Here is a 24,882-nt window from a genome sequence, read left to right on the forward strand (position 1 = left end):
ATATGATTCCAATTTCGGATGAGGTTATGAATGTGCTGTCCCAGCGTCTGAAGCTGGGGGAAGGAGCACTTCCCAATATCCGGGTTGAAGTGGACAGGCTGGCATTTATCCCGGGACGGACAGAAGAGTTCAGGCATATGGTTTCTGAGCTAGTACCTGTCATCAGTACACAATCCGTTTGGGTGGATGAGTCGAGTAACGGAATTTATAATGGCTCGACCGAAGCTACCGCCCAGGATATTTGTTTTCCGATCAAGGGTAAAACGCTGATTACCACCGAGGTTACAGATGAATTTGGTGCTCCTCGTAAAAGCGCGTCAAAAATTCACCGAGGCATCGATTTATGGGAGCAGATCGGAACGCCAATTCTGGCTGCATGGGCGGGAAAAGTAGTCCGCATATCCCTGAATAAAACAGAAGGTGCCGGTAATGCCGTGAATATAAGACATGATAATGGTATTATTACCAAATATTTTCATTTGAAAGAAATTCTCTGTTCGGTGGATGATGAAGTAGCTCAAGGGGCGGTCATTGGAACACTAGGCAATACGGGTGGCGTATATACCAATGGCCATAAGGTTTCTGCTGCTGAACGTGCAGCGGGTAAAGGGAGACATCTACATTTTGAAATTTGGGAAGGGGTTAATCCAACAACGAAAACCGGAGAAGGTGGTAAGGCGGTTAATCCCAGATTATATCTGAGCGGACAGCGCAAACTGCACGGAAATGCGAAAACAACATTTACTGATGTAGTGCCGGTTCAGGTTGAAGGATATCCAGGAGAGATTAAATTGAATGAGAAATTTGATAAACGGAACTGGTATGAGAAAAGCGTTTATTCAACCGGATTAAAATTTTCGGATTACGCCAAGATTGAATCGGGCTGGACCCTGTTTGATTCGGGAGGCAAGTTGCTATATACGTTTGAAGGCAAAGCCGCGGTAGCCGAATTTGAGATTAACGTGACTAAACTGAGCATGCCTACTCAAGGGCTTCTTAGTATTGGCATGGGGACTAATTTTAGTGAAGCGGAAGGGGATTCTTTCGCTGTGGTGATTGATGGTAAAACGTATGCTTATGTCAATAAGTTCACCGGGGCATATGACCTGACCAAACTAACGGAATTGAATAATATTGTGATCCCCGCAAAGGCCAAAAGCATCAAAATTAAGGTGACTTATGGGGGCAAACAAAACACCACTGTTCCACCTGGCACGGTTCCTGCTTCGAAGGTGAAATACAAAAAATTCGCCATTGATTATATTCGTATACAAGAGTTGTTGCCTGCTCAGTTGAAGAATCAAAAGAGTGAAGAAGGACTTGATCCGTCCAAAGGCTATTATCAAACGAATAGCTATGAAGGTTTTGTCATGAACAATAGGCCAGAATCGGATGTTATTCAGGTTGGATCTTTTGTCTATATGGACACGCAAGTTCTTCCCAATATCATTAGTGCCGAAATTGATGATCAGTTTGACTCTGAAGCCAGGGAAGCACGGCTGACCATCTCCAATCCCAGAGGATTCTTTTCCCCGGATTATAATCCTGCCCATTTTCCCGAGCTTGGGGGCGTCCCATCTCCATGGTCTTATTTTGCCAATGGATTCCATGTTGGAGTTCTGAGTGAAAACACACCGATACGCATTTACATGGGCTACGGTCAGCATATGATGCGGGTATTTACCGGATTGATCGACAAAGTCGACATTAATGGTGAGGGCTCTACCCTGGAGATCACGGCTCGAGATATGTACAAGCGCATTATCGAGAAAGTCATTTCGGAGAAAAAAGCTTATCCAGAGGTAGATGAGATTGATAATGTGCCGGATCCGGTGCCGCCTGCAGCGGTAGGGACGGACCGGACATCAACCATTATTCAGGCTGCCCAAGCTCAAGCTGCAACTTATGGTGTACCGGATCACAAATTTTTGCTTGCAATATGCAAGCATGAGACCGTACTTGGCACACAAGGCATGGGTAAGGAAGAGAACGGCAGTTTTATTCTTGGATACGGAATCCCTAAGAAGGAATACGAAGGTATTCAGGAGCAGATGAAACGTGGAGCAGAACGGATGTCCAAAGCACTGGCTTCCAGAGGGAAGAAAGTGACTTCCAAGGCGGATGTACTGTATTTCCATAATGGAGGAGACATCGCTCCAATGATCTGGAGTGAAGATCGTGATAATTGGGTGAACAAGGTATGGACCTTTTATCAGGAGATGCTCGCAGACCCGGCAAGCTGGACCATTACATCTACATCCACACCGGCGGTTACACCGACACCAGCTCAGCCTGTGGAACTTGAAAAGCCGGCCTGGGTTAAATCCACGGTTGTACTAGATCTGGTTAAACATGCAGGTATGGTGGGGTGGAGGGCAACCAGTGAGGATCGCTCTTATCCTGACTATGTGATCGACGAGACCTATCTGATTGAGGTGAATCAGAAGACGGGCAGAGTCATTGTTCCGGTACCGGGACAGGAGGGTGAGTTTGAAGTCAAGGATGCAAGTACGGTACTTACGCCCAATGGATGGCTTAATCCATTCATTGAGGAGTATGGCAAAACGTTTGAGCAATGGTCCGCCAAAGTTACGGAAGCCGTTCAGGATATTATTTCGGAGATTCCTTATCGAAGCTACTGTGACCGTTATGGTACATACCGATTGGAGCGCTTGAATTATGACAAACCGGTCGTTGCCGAGTTTTCCGAGAATGACAATCTGATCTCCATTACCAAATCGACGGATTGGTCCAGAGGAAGAAGTCACATCGTGGTTATCGACTCGAATCAGAAACAAAGCAGTTTTGTGGACAAGGAGATCTTGCTCGAACTCAAAGGTGAGATCCGAACTATGGTGCTAGCGGTTCCTTGGGCGAAGACGGTTGAGGCCAAGAGGCAGGTGGCAGAGCGAGCTTTTTTTGATATGAAACGTATGTGCCGTACGCTACAGGTATCCATTCCTGCGAATCCTGCTCTTGATCTGCTTGACAACGTTATCGTGACGGATAAAACGACTACCACCCGCTCTGTATACACGATTAAAAGTATCAAAACAAGCTATTCCGTGGATCGGGGCATGCTTCAGGTCATTGATATGATGTGGGCAAGAAAGGGAGTGATGGTGTAATGGCCGGCATCGTGAATGAAAATATTGTTTTTCCTGTGCTGGATCTAATCCACCGGGAATTACGCAAGTATAGCAGTACTTCAAATTCGAACAGTTCTCCTCTTGAGGGGGAACCTTCTGTTACATTATATCGGGAACACATGCAGGACCCGGACAGGGTGACTGGAGCAGACCTCTTCTACGAATCGGAATGGAAGGTTTCGATCTGGATGAAGTTCGGTTCTGAGGAAGAGGAAGACTTTCCTTCCGGGGTGGGCTATTCCCACCCGGATTATGAATACTACAAGTATTTCAGGTTAACACAGGTGACTGCCCGCACATTTGATCCAAGTGGAGAGTCGATGTTCACCTACAATATTGGTCTAAATTATGATGACGAAGGACGCTTAACTGGAACGAGCGTAAATCGTATATAGCATTTAGGAGGTGGTTCCATGGCATTTAATGTTTCTTACATCGCGGGTGGCGTCATCGACAAAGTGCGCGAGCTGCCGTACCCACACTTCAGTAAAAAAACGATCCCATTCATTCGGGGACAGATGTTGGACATTCCGGCGGCCAAGACCACCAAGTCCGATACGTTCACCTTGGCGTATGACACGGAGTTTCTGAGCATTGCGTTTGCTGCGAGTCACTACTGTGTCGGCGATTACTGGGAACTGACGATCGGAACTGAAAAGGTGTGCCACACCATCTATGCGAAGGAGCTTCCTGAGTCGGTATCCATGGGTAACAGTTTCGGAATTGTCTACCCGATTCCGGCGGGAACGACCATTAAGTTTGATTTCTTCAACGCGGTGGCTGAAGCCAAGTCGGTCTGGTACAACATCAAATTTTTGAGATAAGGAGGGTGACGATGGCACTGCAAAAACCGCAGACGAACTTTGCCGCCTATATTGACGGAGAGTCGGAAGCACAAAATCTGATCAACACGTTGGCCGATGAAATTGTGAGTGCTGACATTCCCAGAGTAGAAGGCGGGATTGACGCAAATCGTTGGGAAAAAGTCTATGAGGCTGAACAAGATTATTGGGTAACATACACCCCAAAGACTCGTCCTAACATTCAAGGGAAGTACCTTCATACGGATGGTAACTTGTATGACGTGGTTAAAATTCCTGACTACAGTAAACTTAAATTCAAGAATGGAACACCTGCTGTTGAAAAAGATGGATTTCTCTATGAAGTAAGGTCAATTTATTGGGATCCAGTTGTAGAGGGCAGCGAAGTTCCTAAAGTAAGAGATAAGGATTATGGTAACTACAAGACGGGAAGAAAGATTCAGGTCGTTCAGTTTTCTTATACTGATAAGTTGGGGGCTACTATTTTTGTAGATGTTCCTAATCAGCTTGCAATTTTGGTTACAGATCTTACTAAACCTGATGGTGTTTCTGCGTATATTGTAAAGCAGAGACAGACTCTTAGTACCGGTGAGGTAGTTTATTTGGATGACTGGAATGAATTCGAACTGGTTACGGAACTTCCAGATGATTGGAACTATGCGCTGAAGACGGCTTATCAGTGGGAGTATGTGAGATATTACGATTATTATAGTCCGTGGACAACGTTAAAGAACAGTCTCGTAGAGCCTAGTAAATCCAAATATACGTTTACTGAGCGTTATTATACTGCTGATCCGGTCAATGATGTGCCTTCAAGAGTAGTAGTTAAAGGTACACCAACGGTACCCACAGGAATTCCTGTTCGAGAGTACTCCGTTATGTTTGAGCAACCTACGAATGACTGGAACTACATTAACATTTATTATGGCGAAGACTTTGAGGGTATTAACGCAAGTGGAGATTCGTCGACCACATATACAGGGGCTTGTGATCCAGCTACGGTTAAACCGGGTTTAACGCCTATAGTAATAGATCAAGCCAAAGCACAAGCAATCTATGAGATGTGGAATACTGATACGATTGTCAAAACTTTCATCCCACCATCCACGAAGTGGAAGTTGGACTACGACGGGAAAACAGAAATTGTCAGCCCGGCGGCTCGCTTTTTCCATGGGCGAGATTCTACAACGTCTTGGCTGCCTAACAAAAAACGCAGACCAGATTACCTGGTAGCCTACACGCTATCGGTAAATAATGATCGGGTTATCGTTGTTCTTGAAGGTGATCCTTCACCGAATATCCACAGCTATTATCGAAGTTTTGGATACATAGGCAAAATTGTTCCGTTCAATGACTTTGACCATGGCGGGAACTTCGGGGTTACGGTTGGTATGGGTGATTTGCGGACGGATATGACAGGTTATACGAAAAAAGATATTTTAACCGACCTTAATCCGGATCTGTACGCCAAATATGGGGAGTACACTTCAAATGGCATGGATTCCATGTCCATGTTGAAGACACGGAGTAATGTCCTGTTCCAACGTTATTACCCGGCCTTTATTTCGCATCTCCCGAATTACCCTTCTGTCGGTACGCTTCCTCCGGGGCTGTCCAAACTTGTTGTCGATACGGACGGTTTCCAGAAGTCCCTCTGGACAGGAAAGTATCACGCCAGTCCAATCTACCTTGTTCATCAGGCTGAGGGGTATCGGGGATATATGGATGGTGTGGTCGCGATTTACGATCATAATCTGGTTAATCGTGATGAATTAATCGTAGATACAGAGATTTTGAAAGATAAGTCTAACCCTTCTCTGGGCACATGGACAGAAGTTTATAAATTTTTCAGTATCAAGAGCCCGTTGAACCTCTTCAAGCATTCGCCATCACCAGACGTTATTACCATTGCATTTTTGAAAGAGATAAAATAAGGAGGACTACTATACAATGGCAAACTTTAAATATGTAGAGACAATCACCACTTCCCAGGACTTGTTGACAAAACTGAAAGAGGAAGTCACGGGCTTTAAGAGCTTCCCTTTTGAGTCAACTGCGAGTGAGACCCAGGAACAAAATCTGTGGGAAGTATTCTATGAGGAAAAGGATAGCAACGATCGCGTTCAGGAACTCATCCTTCGTGGAGTTATGACGATCGGTACTCAAGCAACTCCAATCACCAAAAAATTCTATGTTAGCTTCATCAATCACGCTTTGGTACCACGAGTCGTTGCACCTGTTCCGGCTTATGAAGAGCATAGTACTCTAACTGTACAGTTGCTTGAAGGACTCGAGGGCAGTGAGCCAACTACATTACCGGTTACAACCCGACCTACATTCAAGCTGACAGGTCATCCGGTACTTTATCAATGGGCATTGGAAAACTATACACCAACGGATCGAAATAAAGAGAAACCTGTATATATGTATGTCAATGTCATGAACAATCGCTTGGCGATGGTTCTTGTTGCAGACCCTGCGGTGAACTTCCTTGATTACAAAAAATCTTTCCTGTATGCAGGTGCCTTGAAACCGTTCAAATACAACCTGAATGATGTAGACGGTAATGTGATGCTCACAGCCGGTGCCGTGATTGAGGAACCCGATATTTCTCAGATTGCCAAAACAGGAACATACTATTATGGTCAATATACTTCTGCAGGTAATAACACACTTCAGATGTTGAAAACTAAATCAGGTATTGAATTCCAGCAGCATTACCCTTCCTTTATTACACAAGCTCCACCGAAAGGTAAAGCTTATCTTGATCCGGAATTGGGGGATACAGGTCTGGAATTGGAACCACAAGGCTTCCAGGCATCGAAATGGACTTCCAAATATCACTTGTCTCCAATCTATGTGGTACACCCTTATGAGGGCTACCGCGGTCAATTCGATAACTGTATTGCAGTTACGAAGCATAATATCCTTCACCTCGATGAGTTGATCATTGATGTGGAAGGTAAGTCTTGGAACCAAGAAGTGTATCGTTACTTCGATACAGATACAGCACAGAACTTTATGAATCTATCTGCCAACCAACGCATGGGCGTGGCCATTCTGAAGGAAGTACGCTACTTGTAAGTTGAACTGAATGAAAGCTGAATCGTATAGATTCAGTGAGAGGGAACTTTCTGAGACTCCACTCAGGGGTTCCCTTTTTTTCATTGGAAGGGGGCAGTGACGTGAGTCAAGTAGTTAACCAGTACGATTTTACCGTAATAGATTATACGACAACTCAGTACGGCTACCTGTTCACTGTTGGAACCACAGGAAGCAGGCCTGAGGATTATCGATTTATATATATGCCTTACAGCCGTTATCCAAGTGTCCTGATGCTTGATTTCTACATGGCAAGATCGATTTCTCATGGGTTCAATCATCAACTTGTGGAAGCAATTCGCAAGGATCTTGAAGGAGAAGAACGGTTTATTGTGCTGGGTGATGCCAAACAGGGTAAAGAAGGCATTCTACCTCGCTCTTCAGAAGGATCGGGCTCGACAACTAAGCAAGGCAATATTATGGATTTTTCATTTGAGATGGAGAGATCTGCGTTAATTGAAGCTTTGGAGATGGATCATCGGCAAGAAGGTCATAGGCTAAATGAAGAGAAAATATCAGCCGTCGATGAAGATATGACAGAAGGCTGGCGGGTGGATAACGACAAAGAGCTGAAAATTGTGCGGAATTTGGGTCTTACCCGTAACTTTGTAAAGAATTTGGACAAGCTGGAGCCCGGCAAAATCAGTTTCAGGGTCAGTAATTTTGGGATGATTGCCGACTATGCAGATAGCGCAGAGGAAGACAGTCAATCCGAATTGGTGATTAAGCAATTAGTGCACTCCGTCAGAAATGATAAACCGGATATGGATGTGGCAGAGGTTTTCGAGGAAGTGAAGAAGATTATCGAACGATCAACGGAGAACAATTTTCTGTTGCAAGCACTCCAAGATAATCTTAGGACTACAGTACTCGGGGAGAGTATTCAGTCTCAGAAGGTGAGCAGACAAAATGTAGAGCTTCTGTATCAGGACTTGCTTGGGCTAAGGGAGAGCGGTAAGGAGACATTTAGCGAGGAAGCTACCATCATCGGGGCGAGGATCTACAATGACCAGCAGTTATCTATTTTTTCAGAAATGTCTACAGCTTTTATTCGCCGATTTCAGGAAATAAAGTATATGCATATTGATCGGACGAGCCCTCAAGGTACAAGAGTGTATAACACTTCCCAGCTGGCTCTCATGCGAACACTGGGTAGTGCTATACGAGAGACTACATTTAGTGGTAAGACCACGGGGAAAATTGCCCAAGCATTCAGGGACATTGAAGAGAGTATATTCCAGTCACAATTGAATCAAGCTACTCGCGACATTGAGTATGAGATGATGACTCATGAGAATGTGCTTGCCAAATTGAAGGACCGTCAATACCCGACATTTCTCCATACGGATATAAGAGGTGTACGCCAAGTCGATAAGAGACTTCATCTCCAAGATGATCTCGGTCAAAGCAGCCGTGATCGATATCGATATGAGCCAGTACTTCGTCCAAGTGATATTCTCTGGCATCCGATTAAAGCTCACAGAATTATAAACAAACATCCTTCAACTATAGAATCGGACATTATTTTCGCCAAAAGGGATATAGAGTCAATTACCGATGTGGAAAGGCAATTTCCATGGGCTGTTCGAAGTCATGCTGAAGATATGAACATCATAAATGATCTGACTACTGCTCAGAGAGTTTATCTGAAGAGCATGTATATTGAATATGAGCGCCCTGAGGCTCGACGGATTTATGTGGTGCAAAGTACTGTTGATCGTGATGCGGATCAGGCTTACCGCGAAAGTACAGAGTATGGTTTCGTTTTCAGAGATCTGCAAGAAAGCAGACGAATCAGCAAAATTCCAGGGTATGTGGAAAGGGAAAGTACAATAGGTAAACGAGTGTTCGTAGAGGCTCTTGAATTACTTAGTAATCTTTCTCTAGGTGAAAGACAGAGTAAGCTCGAAACCTATATCGAGGAAAGATTCCATACTGCAAAATTAGAACAAAAGAAACTTTTCATACCCAACATTGAGGAAAGTGCAGACAGAAAAAAATCCTTTAATGGTTACAAGACAGAATTAACAACGGCAGAGAGAGCGCTGGCCCATGATTTATGGTTACCTGAGTTTGAGGAACATCTGGCTGAGAAAGAAGTGATACGTCCTTCCCTGTTCGAAAATTTAAAAACGTTTGGAAAGAACGATAATCAGAAGCAACTGCATCTAACAGATAAACCACTTGAATCTCACCGAGATCGTAAGAAGATGGATATGGAAGCCATTCTTCAGTCTATTCGAGATATGGGTCGGCCAACTATGATTCGAGACGAACTTTTGGACAAATTGGTTGGTGGAGGCTGGTTGGGGAATAAAGCGTACCCTGGATATCTGGACGAGGAATTCATCGTTGGGGAGATCTTGCAGAACAGTCCTGCTGTCATTCTGGAAATGATGATGGAGGCTGTGAATGATGATCGTGCTGCTAGTTACTTTGACGAAAATTTCCTGATTGGGGTTAGGGAACGGATAGATGCGTTAATCGACTGTGGGATCTTGACAGCTGACAAAGAAGGAGCAAGGTCAGGTATTATTTCCTTTAATTTCGAAGGTTCGAAGAAATCTCAGATTGGTGTTATTGGGAAGGAACTTGCAGAAGCATCGAAAAATTTGAGTGAAACAATACTTGAAGATGAATCCCTATCGGCTGAAATGAACAGACGTAGGTCCACTTTAGAGGCAGACGATTTCGAGGGAGTAAAAGTGAAGGAGAATCTGCATGGCGAAATTACGGAAGTCATTTATGGGGCAGATTTTAATGCAAGGCCGGCTATTATTGAGGCTGAAGATCCATTAGGCTACCTGATCCCAGGCGGGGGATTATATCCAGACGATCCGGCGTATGAGGGAAGTGAGGTTAAACGTAGAGGACAAGCCTCTGCCGAGTATACGCCAGGAGCAAAATTTGAACGTGATGGAGCGACTCTCGATTATGGTGTCATGGGTTCCAGCGGAAATCGTGAAAGTGTACATCATACCGAATTCAATATGGGTGGGGCTTCCCGCGACCGTTATGGAATCATCAATCAAGAATACACACTGGGTGGCACGAACTTGCGCCAGATGCTTTTAAACACTGAAAATCTCATTGGAACACCAGTGCTTCGTGAGGGATATTCGAAAGAACATGAGGCTATGGGAACAATTCCAACAAGAGAAGCTCTATTTACTGAAGAGTACTCCATAGGTACAGCCAAGATTAGACAGTTGTATTTTAATGAGAGCTATTCTATTGGATGGATTGAACCACGCCAAGCAGCTATTGATATAGATTATTCTCTGGCTACATTGATATGGAGACCGTCTTTGCTTAGCGAGGATTATTCCATAAGCAGCGCAAAATCCCGAGATGGAGAAGCAGAGATTAGAAATACATTCGGTTCCTTGTGGGCAAGGGAAAGTGCGATGGATATTGAGTTTAATGCAGGAATGCGCCAAACTTGGGAATCGACTTTGGAAAGTGTCGCTCCTGTAGGGAACCGGGGAGATCTTTATGGTATGCTGCAAAATGAGGTATCTCTGGCATTTACAGAAATGAAAACTGCTGACCTTGACGATATTCTGTTGGCTGATTCAATTAAACGCGAGGGCCAATTGAGCGTTGATATCATTTCGGATAACATAAACAGATTGTCCTTCATGCTTGAAGAAAACCATTCCACAAGAAGCATGAAACATGCATCAGTCCATGAGGTTGAGAGTGAAGTAGTTAAATTACGCTTCACCCAGTTGGATGATGAGGCTATGTACGGTGGCAAAGGTATTAGGGATGCGGACTTCATTGAACTGATTTATGAAGCGATAAAGGGTAAAAAGGATTCGACACTGGAAGATACCTTGGTTATAGGATCGAAGGGTACACGTATAGCCTTAATGGAGGAGTCCCTACTTTCCATTCATCTGTATAGAGATGCTATAAATTTCGATAATGATGTTGTCTTTGCCTGCAAGAATACTCAGGATGCTTACCTTCATGAGACAACAGAGAGCGTTATAGAAAAGATTGCTAATCTTGAAGAACAACTCGTAGCGGACAAACCGCAATATGGTTACCTTGATCCTGTATTGCCACTGGGCGGTACAAATCTGAAGTATGGTGATGTCCCAGTGGAATTGGTGGGGGGCACAGGCCTCAGCTATGGAGATATACCTATAGAAATTGTTGGCGGAACGAATTTGAAATACGGTGATGTTCCTGTTGAAGTTGTAGGTGGGACTAACCTGAAGTACGGAGCGATCGAGAATGTGCTTTCAGCGGATAAGCCCCGGTATGGCAATATGGAAGAGAATCTGTTGGCCGACAAACCGCAATATGGACATTTGGAAGAAAATATTTTCGGATTGAAAAATGCCAAAGATTCGTTGCTTCATTCACAGCTTGTCGGCTTGAAGAATGGTAAAGAAGCTGACTTGATCCAAACTATTGATTTAAATAAAGAGGGTAGATCAGCATTCCAGCATGACAACCTTTTCGGGAGGAAAGGTGAACGATGGGCACATACCCATGAGATGGTCGATGATGTAATGAAACTGCGAAATGGATCGCTGGATCAGGACATGTTTTACGGAAACAAAGAGCTAAGAGAATCCATTTTGGAGATGGAACTTGTTGGATTCCAATATAAGCAGCTGGACCTAATCCAAAGTGAATATGCTTATCTTAAAACGAGAGATGGTCACATTGAGGAGGATTCGTTCATCAGTTCCAGAATTTCTTATGAAGCTTATAACCATCAATTGGATGCTGGGATGAGCCTGTTAAGAAGCGCGACTCTCGATTGGGAGCATGTCACAGCAAGGAAAGCCGATCGACATGGTCATTCACATGAGATGGAGAGTGGAGTTACAGATAAACGAGCCGGAGACCATTTCGACGGAATTTATGGGACGACATTTCAGAGGTTTGCTTTCTCAGATGCAGAGGTAAGCTACGGACATAGTTCTCCATATACAAGCTACATTGTTAATGATGGCGAGACTTTTGGCAGCAAGTTAATAGACCCAGGTTATCTCAGTAAGAATGATTTTAAAGGGATAACTGAGGAACGGGAAACTAGCATAGAGAGAGAGTTGCCGACAGGAATTGCCAATGCCAGACTGTCTGAAATTGAGGATCCTGATCGGCTCATGGCCTCATTTGAGGAACGTTGTTCTCAAGTCATCACAGGTTTTATTTTCGCTGAAAGGCCTGAGAAGAGAGCAGAATATTTGGAACAGTTACACGCGTTTCTTCCTGAGAGAACGACTCATCTAATGGAGATTTATCATGAAGCCAAGATGGAACCCCGTGATAGCTTCACACTGACTGATCATCCGGTGGCGCACCGTGAATCCGCTGATGCTTACATACCGATGATGGATACGATGGCACAGGGACTCATATTCGATTACTCAGATGATTTGCTGGATCGAGGGATGGATCCTGAAGATTGGGAGGGAGGCTTGGGCGTACCAGAGGACTACGATCCGAATGATCCGTTCAATGTATACTATCCTTACTCCAAGGATATGGATGCGTTGGAGCTATCCCAGTCTGATGACTGGAACAAATTCGGTAAGGGTGATTGGGATCGGGACCGATTGATTGGAAAGTTTTATTCCAAAGAAGATTCGAAGGACATCAGTGGATGGTATCGTAATAATTTTCTGGCAGAGACCTACAAGTTCTCCGTTGACTTCAAGGTTGATACGGACACGGATGGTGACGGTGCAGGGATTTTATTCAAATACTTTGATGAAAATAATTATTGGATGTTTATGGTTCACGGAGGAGACAGTGATAACAGCCTGGATATGAGGACACCGATGCAGTTATATAAAATCGTTGCTGGCAATCCAACTGCAGTAGGTTCTCCGATGCAACCGTTTAAGTGGGAGAAGAATAAATGGTATACATTGTCCGTATCAGTCATGGAAAACAAGCTCCAGATCTACACGGACTCGAAATTACAACAATATGATCTTACGGGCACCGATTAACTCGGTGCTCTTTTTGTCGTATAGAGAGATTGGGAGGTGATTGGTATGGGTCATACATTTGGTTTGTTCTCCAAGTCACAGAAAGGTGTATTGTTCGCGAATATGAGGGCGAAGATTGCGGACGAAAGTTACGGCAGCCCTAATAACCCTGCGTATTTACCGCAGAGTCCCAATGCACCTAGGAGCGAAACCGATCGGCATGGTGAAGAAAATAACCCTATTCTGGGTGATCCAGGTTACGGTCAAATAGGACGATGGCAGACGGTTCAATTGGATGCGCTAGAGAACAGTATTGATCAAATCATTGAGCAATACCTGAGAGATAAGTCATGGTATGCGGGTGTGCGATGTCGCGAAGCGTTATGGAATATGTACCGCAGGATTGAATGGTGGGTGGAACAGCAGCAGCCTCCAGACAAAACACAATATCAGCGGGTACTGCAAATGATTAAAGATTGTATTCACAAGATTCTTGAAAATGCACAGAAGCCTGGAGGAAGCCATCAAGGTGTGTCATTGCCAGTCTGTCCGGCACCCTACTACCATCATTTTAGTGGAAATTACTTCAATCATTTTGATGCTACCGTATATGAGATACCGCTCTTTTCGATGAAAAAGGATGTACCCTTCTCAAATAAATTTCCTGATTTCTTTAGATATGTCTCATCGACGGAGGATCAGGAATGGGTGACTGTTCACTCGGTAGGTAAAAATGAACAATCCGGTTCCGAAATGATATTGAAGCTCGATCTAGGGCTTCTGGAAATTGGAAACTCCTCCAAAATTACATTTAACTGGCGTGTGAAGCGTTATGGACAGATCAGGTTCAAGTACTTGGCTAGTTCCAAGCGCGGTAATGGCATGCTGTTCTATATCAACGGGCAGCAAGTCGGAGGCGAATGGAGCGAGAATAGCGGTTGGCAGGAAGCAGCGTTTACGCTGCAGCCAGGACAGATGTACAAGTTCGACTGGCTGATTCGCAAAATGAGACCTGAAGTATGGCAAAACAATGGCATCTATATCAAGGATGTTGAAGTGGTTGAGATTGTGGATACACGCAAGCCGCCCGCTCCTCTGGATATTGAACTGGATGGGGAGCAAGGGGATAGTGATTGGTATGTAAAGTCATCACAAAGCATTGCACAAGCCCACTTTCAAGCTCAGTTCATTACAGATGAAGAGCGAAGTAAAACGATGAAAATGAATTTGGACAATGAATGTGATGGTACAGTTTCTTTTGCTTACTACATGGGAGTAGACGAAGAATCTTATCCAACTAAAGATTATGAACTGTTTTTTGATGACATTTTCAAATCCCGAACTCAGTATGGGGAAAGCAGGCATGGTAGTCATGCTCAATCTTTACACGGTGTAGAGTGGATTCTCAATGAGGAATATGCCGAAACAACTGCCAATCAAGCCAAGATTGAATATGAACTTGTAACAGGCCCTGAGGCGACTGTAGATTTAAAAGGTGTAGTTGAAGTCATTTGTCCAACGTATGAGATTGATCATTGGAAAGCGTCACTCCATGGTAAAGGGATTGGGAATTATCAGTGGCAGATGTCGGGCAGCCCGCAATGGGTAAGAGCAGGGTATATATTACGGCTGGATGATCCTGTAGAAGGGGATATGATTGCTCAAACCGAAGTGAACTTGCAAGATGAAGGTTGGTTCTTGTTCAGTTATTCTCATCAATTACGTGCCACGGAATCGTTCGAGGTGACTGTAAATGGCATGCTTGAATACTATTCAACCATGCATAGCCAGGGGCAGCAGATACGTATTCCGTTAGAGACAGGATCAAATATCATTCAATTCTATATTCGAGATCATTTCACTGAGCAGCCTTACATCGATAACATAGCAAAATTATTTACGTATGGGAACAATACTGGCAATACTTATCGGACTAAAACTGATCTAGGTTCGTACGTTGATGTGACACGTGGATGGGATGTAACCGATGCGGGAGCTAGAACAGAAAAATCTGGTGATATGATTAGATATAATGCAGAATTAAATCCCGGAGCTAAATTTAGTATTCAAGAGCATATGCGTATCTATCCAGCGATGGACTCTTCATACAATCCAGACAAGGGGATTACAAGAGATTTTAACGTTTTCGAAGAATTGTTTAATAAGGAAGGAAAGTATCATGAAGCATTGAGATTTTCTGGAAATTGGGAGTGGAAGAAAATTGTGAACGGCGATGGGGTCATGTGGGCACAGGGGCATGATCAGGATTTTATCTGTGATTTCGAAGCGCATTTGGACAATTCTGGCTATATCTGCTGGCAATATGGAGGGCTATTTGATCCCGGAGAAAAATTGGAACTACAAATTGATGGTATCTCCGTATGGACAGGAAGCCAGTCGAATGACCGTGAAGGAACCAATTGTATGTATCCTCTACCTTCGGGGAATCATCATTTCCGATGGAGATACCGAGACGGTAAAAAATATACTCCAGAGAACGGAGAAGGTGATTCTGGAAACGGCTCGGGAACTTCTACTGGAACAGGTACGGGAAATGACCAGCAAGGTGGTACAAAGAAAGATCCATATGGAGTGAAGTGTTATCCAGCAGGTTCAAAAACGTATAATATTAACTATGGGCAAAAAGCATATGGAGGAAATTCACCACAAGCTGCCAAGTGGGATGCAACCAATACGGGGCAAGTTTTCTCATCCTCTGGTCAGGCATACGCAGTAGGGGGCTTAGAACAAAAATCAACGATTGTTCGCAGTTTTACTGCCCCCGAGATTGGAAATTTTAATTTCTCTGAATTACTGAAAGTCTATCCGGTGACCAAAAGAAGAGTGTTTGAGAAGAGAGTGCTTAATAATAAAGAGGCTAAATATGAGGGTGCTGAGAAAATTTCTAAATCAGATGATGCAGTGGACTATTACTCATTGGATGTTTCTGGTAACAATCCTCGAAGTCGGGAATATAGTTTATTTGGCCCAGCTACCAAGAAGATAATTTTTAATTTCTATTGTGTTGAATCATTTGATATTAGTTTCAAATATTTGTGTTATTTGTTGGAAAATTCAATTCAAGCCGGGCGATTTAGGGTTGCTTATTATCCTAAAGATAAAGAAAGTCAAGCGGTAACGATTCTTGATCGTAATGATAATTATGGAGACCAAATAGGATTTCATAGCAAAAATATAGATGGAACACAGTGGAAAAATGCTGAAAAATTTTCTATTCCAATTACAGTAGAGAAACCTGGTCAATATACATTAATTATAGGCCTTACTGATACTATTAGTGGGCGTGAAAAAGGAAAAGCAGGTCATTACTATTATGCAGCCATCAAAGACCTTGTGGTTCGTACTGATGATCCTGATGGTGTGAATCAAAATAAACTGCTTAATCCAGTCTTAGTGGATCGAACGACTTATGTAAACGTGCAGTGGTTTGATTTAACAGACGCCAAAAATAAATTTGATCCGGTAAAAATATACGTTGAAAATGGCCAAGGAGTTAGCGAGTATATCAACAGTCCTCCTTCATTAAAGCCAGGACATAAATATAAAGTGATATATACCCTCAATAAAGATAAAACTTCAACCAACGCCACAGGTCTTGATGCAGGCGGGTTTACATTAAGTCAAGGCAGTTTTTCCGAGAGGTGGCCTGCTTACTGTATTGATGCTAAGGGGAAAATGTTCAGTGAAGGCAATTCTCCACACCCTGGCCAAGAGCCATGGACCCCCCCGGACACTTCAGCACCAGATGGTGGGAGTCATGCATGGCTAGACGTTATTCGATTATACAAGAACACAAGCAGAGCATGTTCGGGGACTAAAATTGTTATTGATACCTTCGAAGAAGGGCAATTGCTTCACTCCCGAGATGTGACGAATCAAGATGACACATTGATTACAATTGAAGTGGAAAACACCTCAGATGAGAAGCGGAAGTATGAAGTTCAAGTTCGTTTTGTACAAGGATGTCCAGGAGATGGCGCCATGATCTGGGGAGGGAAACTGAATATTGATGACATTATCAAAGTTGATCCTTCTTGGGCTGAAGTGACTCACTTTGAAGTATGGGATAACAAACCGATCTGGATGGGCGGCTGTGATAATAGTAATATGCAAGTGAAAATTACTAGAGAAGATGGAAAGGTACTTCTAGATGAAAAGTATTACGGCAATGGTTTCCGTGGCTTTAATCTGAATGACCTGGCTCCCAAACCCTATAGTAAATATAAAGTGGTAATCACTACCGATCAGAAAGGAAAGATTAGCGAAGTGACCGGTAGGCGTTATCTGACCACCTTCCGTCTGCATGACTTCAAAGCCTACGAAAAATGGGTATGGGTACCTGAGCCGTTTGATTGTCAGCTGGATTTTTTCATAGACGGAGAGTTAATCAAAACATTTACCAAAGAGGGTGGTTACTATACCTTCTCACATCCGGTTACTAAAGGTAAACATGAATTCAAATGGGTATTCACCTCACTACAGGAAGCTGGCACGCGGAGTTATGAATACGCGAATTTGGACTGGATGGAACTGACCAACTGGATCTGCGATGACGTCTATGTCATTCCTTACTGCGAAGGTGGAGGTGGAGACCAGTGTGTAGAAGCACTCATCAAGTGCTTGCTGGAAGTTTGGAAAGCAAGGCCCAAGATGTGTGTGATCGGTAAACGTATCTGGCTATTCACGTAATGAAAGGAGGATCTTTATGGGTGTTGCAAGATTGAAAGAGTCGGGCAGGATTTACGAGGAAGACTTTGCAAATTCCAACTCCAGCCTTGATTTCAAATGGGAAGTGCTGCCTAACGACCCTGCCCGCTATGACGCGGGTAGAGGTAGCTTAGTGCTGAAACATGGCTCCGATCCACTGTACATGTTCTACAAACCTTTAACGGATATCAAGCAATTTGTGATGGATGTGAGGAACAGCTACAATCCTGATACGGAGGGGTGTTACGGAGGCGTTATCGTTTTTGTGGACGAGCATAATTTCATGGAGATTGAAGAGTTTCTGGATATGTCTTTACCAACACCTTTGTTGAAAACTTATCCATGGATTCGGTTAGTACGGGACTACAACTATTATACGGCATATTGGTCAGATGATGGCCTGCTGTGGAACATTATAGGTTCAGTTGAATTGGCGGGAGCGCCCAAGATTGGTCTCTATTTAAAAGGGGATGGAGATCATCCAATGCAAGTTCAGTATATTCGAATTAACAAAGGGACGTCTGTTGCCGTAGATAATCTGACCAAAGGAACTGTGGTTGATCTGATTGACAAGAACGGCATTGTGCTCGAATCAAGAGTATGTCGGTCCGAAGAAACGGTTGTACATTTTGATATGGGGCAATATTCGTATCCGTTTGAGGGGAATTTCGGGGTTAAGCTTCCCGATGGCAATCGTTTTCAGGCCATGGATTCCATAAAGCTCTTTAGAGGTGACCAAATGTATTTCGAGGTTACTCCAGATTTATATTATAAAGAGTCAAATCCTGAAACCGGAGAAGATTTCGATGTGCTCCTTTATCCCAATACGGATCGTTTCCTTGGTTATTTAACAGCAGGTGGTTCTGCAACTCAAGAAGTTCGAATGTTCGCCAAAAATCCCATGATGTCAGGAGAATTTAGAGATGTAACCTTTGCGCTCACAACAGGCACGGAAAAAGTACAAATTGCTCCTGACGTTGGAGGTATCCCAGGTGCTTTCAGTTACTCAATCACGGCCTTTAGTATTTCGCCGGGAGCCTCCTATCCATTTTGGCTGCGAATGGAGAGGGAAGAATCACAAGACAGATATGCCTCCCAAGTTAAATTTTCTCTGCAAATGTATTCGACATACATCTAGCTTAATTTTGTTGAAACCATTACGTATAGATTATGTAAGGCAAGAATGGAGGTGGTCAAATGTCAGTAAGAATTAACCAGTCTCATACATCGTCCGCCAGAAGTCATAAGGAACTAAGTGATATCGGGGTTAGAACGCATACTGAGATTGATTCCTGTCTTGCAGAATTGGATGACGCCAGAGGTTCTGAGGTTAGTCTGGGTGATCGAATTACCCTAGTAGAAGAATCTGCAAATGTTAGCCGGGATAAGGTAATTGATCATGAGCAGAGACTAGGCGATGTGGAGACTACAGTTACTTCGAACATCTCGCGACTTGATGATGTTCAGAAGGACATTCTGACGGTAAGAGCAGATGTCAACGTCCTTTCGAAGAATCAGGATGATCATGAGAAAAGATTAAGTTTGGCAGAGATAGAAATTAAGGAAGCGCGTGGAGCAGAGTCGTCCATAGATCACCGGTTTGATACGTTGGAGAAAGCCGTTGAGGTTGTATCAAAGCAGCCCATTCAGGATCTCGGTATTACGAATCCTACATATCTGAGTATGTATAACAGTGTTCAAGTTACGATTAATGCCGGTAGAGCAAGTATCAACAAGGTTATTGTGGATCAATTTTCCCAAACATTCAGCATTCCGGACATCACGGCAAATACATCTTATTATATTTTTCTGCATGAGGACGGCAGGTACTCCTATAGTTTGAAAAAAGAGGAGCCACAAGATGCCATAATTATTGGTGGACTTGATGTCGGGGTATCACCAACGACTTCACTCACGGCTATGGATTTCAGATATTTCCTAACCAAGGGCTCTATCGAAAATGACATGTCTGCACTAGGAGAACGTGTATCTGATCTGGAAACAACTGTTGGCAAGCATACCACAACAATCGTTACACATGATGCAACGATCAAAGCCATGCAGACCGAATTGGAAACCACTTCAAATGAGGTTGTTGTTTCACGGGAAGATAAAAATGGAGTCGTCTATGATGCTCTCAAAGACAGACTCGACAACATGCAGAGCCGACTGGAGTTAGCTGAAAGCCGAGGTACCATGGAACATCAATCGGTATTTCACTTCACATCGTCTCCTAACAGCAGATTGTCGATTACCAGGGATTTTCAGGTACCACGATACGTGATTGGTTCGAATTCCGCAGAGGTATTTCTGGACGGAATACGTATGGATGTAGGAGACGATTACATTGAATATAGTGATACGCTTATTCGGTTTAGATTTGACGTGCCCAAGGAAGCCAGAGTAACTGTCATTGGCCGTGGGTCTGTTATTAACACAACTTCGGTAACGGACTATACCTACTATACCGATGGAAAAGTCCATATAGAAAAGGTTAATGGAGGAATTAATCGTACTATTGAGTACTTCTACAGCATGGATGGAAACCTGGAACGACAAGAGATTACTGAAAGTAACGGACAGATCAAGTCTATTGAGTATCAGCGTGATCTTACAGGTAAGGTCCTGAGGGAAATTAACAATGGAGCTGAGTATTACGTGCTTCAAGGGGGAGATACCTTTGATGATACGGACATCCGCAGAAGAATTGATTTTCTCGAAGGATCTGCGCTGGAGCTAGACGTCGTATATAACTATTATTCAAATGGTGACATCGAGTCCGAAGAAGTGTACTCTGTGAACGCCACTCCGCAGCTTTTGAAAAGAACATCTTTTACCTACAATACGGACGGTACGGTTAAGACCGAAACCTTGATTTATGACGGCCGGGGAGTTCATAAAGCATTTGAATATGACGCTATCGGTAATATAAAACAAGTAAAAATCAGAAAGGTTGTGATTTGAAGTGACGAGGACTGTACAGGATGTCAAATTTGCACTCCATACCATTATGGATAAGTTAGTGGGCAATAATTCGGAGCCGTTCAATACAGAGGAAATTGAAGTGCTGATTTTCGCTTTTGAAAGCCATATTCTGTTTGATAATGTAGCACATAAGTTTTTGTCCTCGCTTAAAGGGCTACCAGAAGTTCATGAGGCTGATATGGAGTTAGAGGATAAAGCTGGAGGAGAAGAAGAGCAGTTTTATCAAGAGAATCTCATAAAAGAGAGAAGTGACATGGTGAAAGCAGTCTTGTTTACTGTTATTAAAGAACATATTTTTCGTGATATAAGTTTAAGATTTGGGACTTAAGGAGGCATTAGATTGGCTGAGAATATTCTACTAAGCGCGTTGCGAAGATACGAGTTTTATTCTTACTCTTCCACATTTATTTCAGAACTCTATAAAACTGTAAGCCAAGAGTTATATGGAGATACCCACTGGGAATGGGAATACAATACAACGAATGAATATGCAATTCCAAGAAGCTGGAATAGTACCAGTAGACTTACAGGAAACCAAGGAACGATAACGGCAAAAAATAAAATTGACCCAAGTTTATTTTTTACAATAAGTATGAACATATCAAGATTTTACACTAGTTATAACAATAGTGACTACACCCGGAGTTATTTACTTAGGATGGGATATAGAAATAATGGTTCAGTAGTTAAACCTGATCTTTATACAGAAGTAGGCTCTGTATCAGAAATTCCATTAAATACATGCATTAATGAGGCGTATTCGAATACAAATAATGCCCCAAATGTATACTGGAAATGGAGCTTGTTCATTTCACAACATTATATTTTTATGATAGGTGAACCGCAGAATTATACTGACGTAGCTTATCCAGTAAGATTGTATCTTGGAAGATTGAAACCTTACGAAAATGAGGACCCTTTAGTAGCTAACGATTTTGTAGGGGTTTTCGGGCATTATCCTCTAGGGCTGAATATGTCGGACGACGAATTAAAGTATAGTACAGGGCGAGGCTATGTGAGAACATCAAGAAATGGCACAGCAAATGCGCTATATCACTTTTCAACAAGCTCTCAAGTCTCTTCTCCAGGTTTGGGTGGGAGGTACTTTGTTTCGCCCTTCTATGTATGGCATGAATCAGAAGGTGTTCGTGGAGAGTTTTATGGTATTCGAACAGCCGTTTTAAGGGATGCAGGTATGTATCCCGATGGCTCTATTCTCGATCTTGGAGAGGAACGCTATTATGTTTTCCATGTTATGAATCAACAGCATCCAGCAACACATCAAGGGTTTTATACAAGCAATGGAGCTTACTATAGTGGTCAACCATACTTCTTCGATTCCCCTTTACTTCTCGGTGGCGGACAGCGAGTGCTGTTGTTCGAGATTGAAAAGGAGGTTTAGCGCATGACCATGATTCGTAGACACGAATTTATCAGCACCCTGAGTCTATTTGCTACTACACTTGTTAGCACGTTAAAAGATGCTCTGGATCCCTATTGGGATACGATATATACGTCTGAAACTACCTATGCCAACTGGGGAAATGCGCTGCTTACCAATAAAAAAAATTCATCCATGCGTTTTACGATGTGTGTATGGGCGCACGCCAGAGGAGTCAATATTCGTTGGGGACTGAAGAACCTTGGAAGTAATGTAGCATCGCCAGATCTATTCGTAAATCCGCCAGTAGATACAGATAAATTCATGTTGGAAACTCCCTTTTTGTGTCATAACGGACAGTATAATGTGAACTATAAATGGTCTGTGATTACAAACGAAGATATCTTGTTCATCCACGGGGAGAGTCTGAACTACCCGGAACGAGCTTACCCAGTACGGATATTTCTAGGCAAATGCCAGTCATTAGAACAAGAAGATCCGGCAATCGCCAATAAGTTCTATGGTGTATTCCCACATATGCCTTTCAATACTTCGGATAACAACACAGCAGATCAATATGATACACCAAGGGGTGTCGTAATGACTTCCCGGAATGGAACAGAATACGCGCTATACAACTTTGGAACGGAGTCCATTCCTTCTCCAGGTGTTGGCTCAAGGTACTATGTCACTCCGTTCATGGTCTACCATCCATTAGAAGGTGCGCGGGGTGAATTCAAAGGCATGCGGTCCATTGTTTTCAAAAATAGTACACAGCACCCGGACGGATCGATACTCGACCTTGGCAACGATGGCAAGTATTACGTGTTTCATGTTGTGGATCAAGATTATCCCAATACGGATTATGGACGTTATTACCACAATACGAATCTGGTTACTGTGTATGGCAGGCCTAAGTTTTTCCACGGTGCCAGGCTGCTTGGTGGCGGGCAAAGAGCATTACTTTTCCAAATATAGGAGGTGTTTATGAGGTATGGCCAATTTCTCAGGTAGAGTTAAAATGAATGAATTATTCGCAAATATGGTGCAGGGGTTTAAAACGATTGCGGGTTCGTCTTGGTCGATCTTTTATGAAACAGCCAGTGTGATCGTGCTCAAATCAGTTGGTACGACAGGTACTGACAAGTTGTTCTTCAGACTTGAGGTTGGAAACACGAAGGGGACTGCGGGGAATAAACTGACAGTAAGCGTTGCTGAAGATGTAATGGCAACAGACGGCAGCATCCCGGTGGGCAGAACTGAAGTGAAAAAGGACTTTCTATGTCATACAAGCATTGTGGACACGAATCTATTAATCGATTATCAGGTTTCCGTCCAAGCGAACCGAATCATTATTTATTTGCAGGGTGATGTGAACTCGGTTACGGGGATCTCCAATCTAGGCTACTTCGGAATTTTGAACAGGTATGCGACAGAAGCGGATTCCTCAAGTTTGGGTATCGGCCTCAGTTACAACGGGGACAACGGCATCCGAACGTTAAGGGATAAAGATAAACAGATGGTCAACAACATCTATGATGCTTATTCTGCAATGCTTCCGGTTAATCCAGGTTGGGGTTCTCTTTATCATCTTGCTCCGGTTATTATGTGCAATGGTGTGGAAGGACCCAGAGGTGAACTCATTGATATTTATGCGGTACCTTCTGCCGGTGTTTCCCATGGAGACGAGATCAAAGTAGGTACCAAAACATATAAGGTGTACTCGTTGTCCATCGGTGGACAAAGCTTCTTATCAGGCGCTACGGTTGCTGTTCTGATGAATTAAGGTGGTGAGTGGACATGACTGTACATCAAGGAAACGTTGTAGGAACCGCCGCGAGCGGTTCTCTTTTTACCCAAAGTAAGGCGGGAGTTTCTCATCGTGTTGGATACGATCTAGAAGCTGTTCCGTTAACCTTTGAAGGTAAGGAAATGATCTTCTCTGTAGGTACTTTAAACACTACTGCAGAACTGGTTGATATTTACCGATGGGGTACATGGCGGATACTTGACACCCATGGTGATCATCTCATCGGATACGTTTCGGACAAGTATATTTACGGAGCAAGAACCAGGATGGGAATTCCTTACGAAAAAAATATGATTCTGAAACACAAGTTCTTGACTCAATCTAGTGGAGTAGGCTTAATCCGAGAAACGATCAGAGGACTGAAAGTAAAGCAGAATTATGCGGGTCTCGATTGGTGTATCAAAGTCAAAATTCCAGTTAACCAGTCCGGATTGGTAGGAAAGACGTGGGGAGATTGGTCTTACAGCGGTGATGGAAATACGTCCAGTGCTCATCTTCGTCCACGGAAATATCCGGATACACATATTCCTAGAAGGAGGGAAGAGTCTTGAATCGAACATGGAAACTGATGGAGGAGATGAGAAAAGTGTTATTGCCAGTTTCGTTTGCCCGAAAAGTAGAGTATGTTGGCGGAGGGGCAAAGGCGTTGATCGATATTCCGATGGAACATCCTCGATTCATGATTAAAACGATCAGGGTCATTCCGTCCAGAGAAACAAATGTGGAAGTTCATGTACTGAATAGCGCTGGCCCTCATCCAGAAGTTCTGTATTCCAATAATGCCCAATACTCGACGGGAAATTTTATGGAAGGCATTTACGATATGATCGATTTGCCTTATGAGGACGTTGACGGGACTTCTACACTTCACTTGTCGTTGAAAAATTTGGGAACAGATGTGGCCAACTTCGATGTTGAGGTCGTTGGTTTGACTACAAGGTAGGAG

Annotated in this window: 15 protein-coding genes; all 15 read left to right on the forward strand. The window is 43.4% G+C overall.

Annotated elements, in window-relative coordinates:
• The first annotated feature begins 2 nt into the window (after nt 1-2).
• Nucleotides 3-3,128 carry a M23 family metallopeptidase gene (locus QP794_RS20775; RefSeq protein ID WP_285078682.1) on the forward strand — a complete coding sequence of 1,042 codons (3,126 nt, stop codon included), beginning with the start codon at nt 3-5 and terminating at the stop codon, nt 3,126-3,128.
• Nucleotides 3,128-3,544, forward strand: a complete 417-nt coding sequence (locus QP794_RS20780; RefSeq protein ID WP_072735265.1) for a hypothetical protein — start codon at nt 3,128-3,130, stop codon at nt 3,542-3,544. The genes QP794_RS20775 and QP794_RS20780 overlap by 1 nt, the downstream gene beginning before the upstream one ends.
• An 18-nt stretch (nt 3,545-3,562) precedes the next feature.
• Nucleotides 3,563-3,973 carry a hypothetical protein gene (locus QP794_RS20785; RefSeq protein ID WP_285078683.1) on the forward strand — a complete coding sequence of 137 codons (411 nt, stop codon included), beginning with the start codon at nt 3,563-3,565 and terminating at the stop codon, nt 3,971-3,973.
• Between the two features lie 11 nt (nt 3,974-3,984).
• Nucleotides 3,985-5,904 (forward strand): hypothetical protein, encoded by a 1,920-nt coding sequence (locus QP794_RS20790; protein ID WP_285078684.1) that lies wholly within the window; start codon nt 3,985-3,987, stop codon nt 5,902-5,904.
• Nucleotides 5,905-5,920: 16 nt separating this feature from the next.
• A complete protein-coding gene (locus tag QP794_RS20795) occupies nt 5,921-7,054 on the forward strand; it encodes a hypothetical protein (RefSeq protein ID WP_094936924.1) in 1,134 nt (377 codons plus the stop codon).
• Nucleotides 7,055-7,155: 101 nt separating this feature from the next.
• A complete protein-coding gene (locus tag QP794_RS20800; protein ID WP_285078685.1) occupies nt 7,156-13,053 on the forward strand; it encodes a hypothetical protein in 5,898 nt (1,965 codons plus the stop codon).
• A gap of 45 nt (nt 13,054-13,098) precedes the next feature.
• Nucleotides 13,099-17,742 carry a hypothetical protein gene (locus QP794_RS20805; RefSeq protein ID WP_285078686.1) on the forward strand — a complete coding sequence of 1,548 codons (4,644 nt, stop codon included), beginning with the start codon at nt 13,099-13,101 and terminating at the stop codon, nt 17,740-17,742.
• 16 nt (nt 17,743-17,758) lie between these two features.
• Entirely contained in the window at nt 17,759-18,898 is a 1,140-nt protein-coding gene (locus QP794_RS20810; protein ID WP_053784478.1) for a hypothetical protein, read from the forward strand.
• Nucleotides 18,899-18,957: 59 nt separating this feature from the next.
• Nucleotides 18,958-20,724: a toxin-antitoxin system YwqK family antitoxin gene (locus QP794_RS20815; protein WP_285078687.1), complete on the forward strand. Its 1,767-nt coding sequence runs from the start codon at nt 18,958-18,960 to the stop codon at nt 20,722-20,724.
• A 46-nt stretch (nt 20,725-20,770) separates the two neighbouring features.
• The gene (locus QP794_RS20820; protein WP_285078688.1) at nt 20,771-21,073 is read left to right on the forward strand and encodes a hypothetical protein; all 303 of its coding nucleotides are present in this window, start codon (nt 20,771-20,773) and stop codon (nt 21,071-21,073) included.
• Between the two features lie 12 nt (nt 21,074-21,085).
• The gene (locus QP794_RS20825) at nt 21,086-22,147 is read left to right on the forward strand and encodes a hypothetical protein (protein WP_285078689.1); all 1,062 of its coding nucleotides are present in this window, start codon (nt 21,086-21,088) and stop codon (nt 22,145-22,147) included.
• A 3-nt stretch (nt 22,148-22,150) separates the two neighbouring features.
• On the forward strand, nt 22,151-23,104 hold the full coding sequence (locus QP794_RS20830; protein ID WP_285078690.1) for a hypothetical protein: 954 nt from the start codon (nt 22,151-22,153) through the stop codon (nt 23,102-23,104).
• Between the two features lie 16 nt (nt 23,105-23,120).
• Complete coding sequence (locus QP794_RS20835) at nt 23,121-23,912, forward strand: hypothetical protein (RefSeq protein WP_285078691.1); 792 nt, start codon at nt 23,121-23,123, stop codon at nt 23,910-23,912.
• Nucleotides 23,913-23,926: 14 nt separating this feature from the next.
• Complete coding sequence (locus QP794_RS20840) at nt 23,927-24,487, forward strand: hypothetical protein (RefSeq protein ID WP_285078692.1); 561 nt, start codon at nt 23,927-23,929, stop codon at nt 24,485-24,487.
• Entirely contained in the window at nt 24,484-24,879 is a 396-nt protein-coding gene (locus tag QP794_RS20845; protein WP_285078693.1) for a hypothetical protein, read from the forward strand. The genes QP794_RS20840 and QP794_RS20845 overlap by 4 nt, the downstream gene beginning before the upstream one ends.
• Nucleotides 24,880-24,882: the final 3 nt, after the last annotated feature.

The sequence above is a fragment of the Paenibacillus sp. UMB7766-LJ446 genome (assembly GCF_030226665.1).
GTDB classification, from domain to species: Bacteria; Bacillota; Bacilli; order Paenibacillales; family Paenibacillaceae; genus Paenibacillus; species Paenibacillus vandeheii.

What these genes read in the sequence shown, in the direction of transcription:
- QP794_RS20815 (WP_285078687.1), top strand. Translation starts at nt 18,958, where the DNA reads ATGTCAGTAAGAATTAACCAGTCTCATACATCGTCCGCCAGAAGTCAT.
- QP794_RS20780 (WP_072735265.1), top strand. Translation starts at nt 3,128, where the DNA reads ATGGCCGGCATCGTGAATGAAAATATTGTTTTTCCTGTGCTGGATCTA.
- QP794_RS20835 (WP_285078691.1), top strand. Translation starts at nt 23,121, where the DNA reads ATGGCCAATTTCTCAGGTAGAGTTAAAATGAATGAATTATTCGCAAAT.
- QP794_RS20805 (WP_285078686.1), top strand. Translation starts at nt 13,099, where the DNA reads ATGGGTCATACATTTGGTTTGTTCTCCAAGTCACAGAAAGGTGTATTG.
- QP794_RS20830 (WP_285078690.1), top strand. Translation starts at nt 22,151, where the DNA reads ATGACCATGATTCGTAGACACGAATTTATCAGCACCCTGAGTCTATTT.
- QP794_RS20790 (WP_285078684.1), top strand. Translation starts at nt 3,985, where the DNA reads ATGGCACTGCAAAAACCGCAGACGAACTTTGCCGCCTATATTGACGGA.
- QP794_RS20820 (WP_285078688.1), top strand. Translation starts at nt 20,771, where the DNA reads ATGGATAAGTTAGTGGGCAATAATTCGGAGCCGTTCAATACAGAGGAA.
- QP794_RS20840 (WP_285078692.1), top strand. Translation starts at nt 23,927, where the DNA reads ATGACTGTACATCAAGGAAACGTTGTAGGAACCGCCGCGAGCGGTTCT.
- QP794_RS20785 (WP_285078683.1), top strand. Translation starts at nt 3,563, where the DNA reads ATGGCATTTAATGTTTCTTACATCGCGGGTGGCGTCATCGACAAAGTG.
- QP794_RS20795 (WP_094936924.1), top strand. Translation starts at nt 5,921, where the DNA reads ATGGCAAACTTTAAATATGTAGAGACAATCACCACTTCCCAGGACTTG.
- QP794_RS20810 (WP_053784478.1), top strand. Translation starts at nt 17,759, where the DNA reads ATGGGTGTTGCAAGATTGAAAGAGTCGGGCAGGATTTACGAGGAAGAC.
- QP794_RS20775 (WP_285078682.1), top strand. Translation starts at nt 3, where the DNA reads ATGATTCCAATTTCGGATGAGGTTATGAATGTGCTGTCCCAGCGTCTG.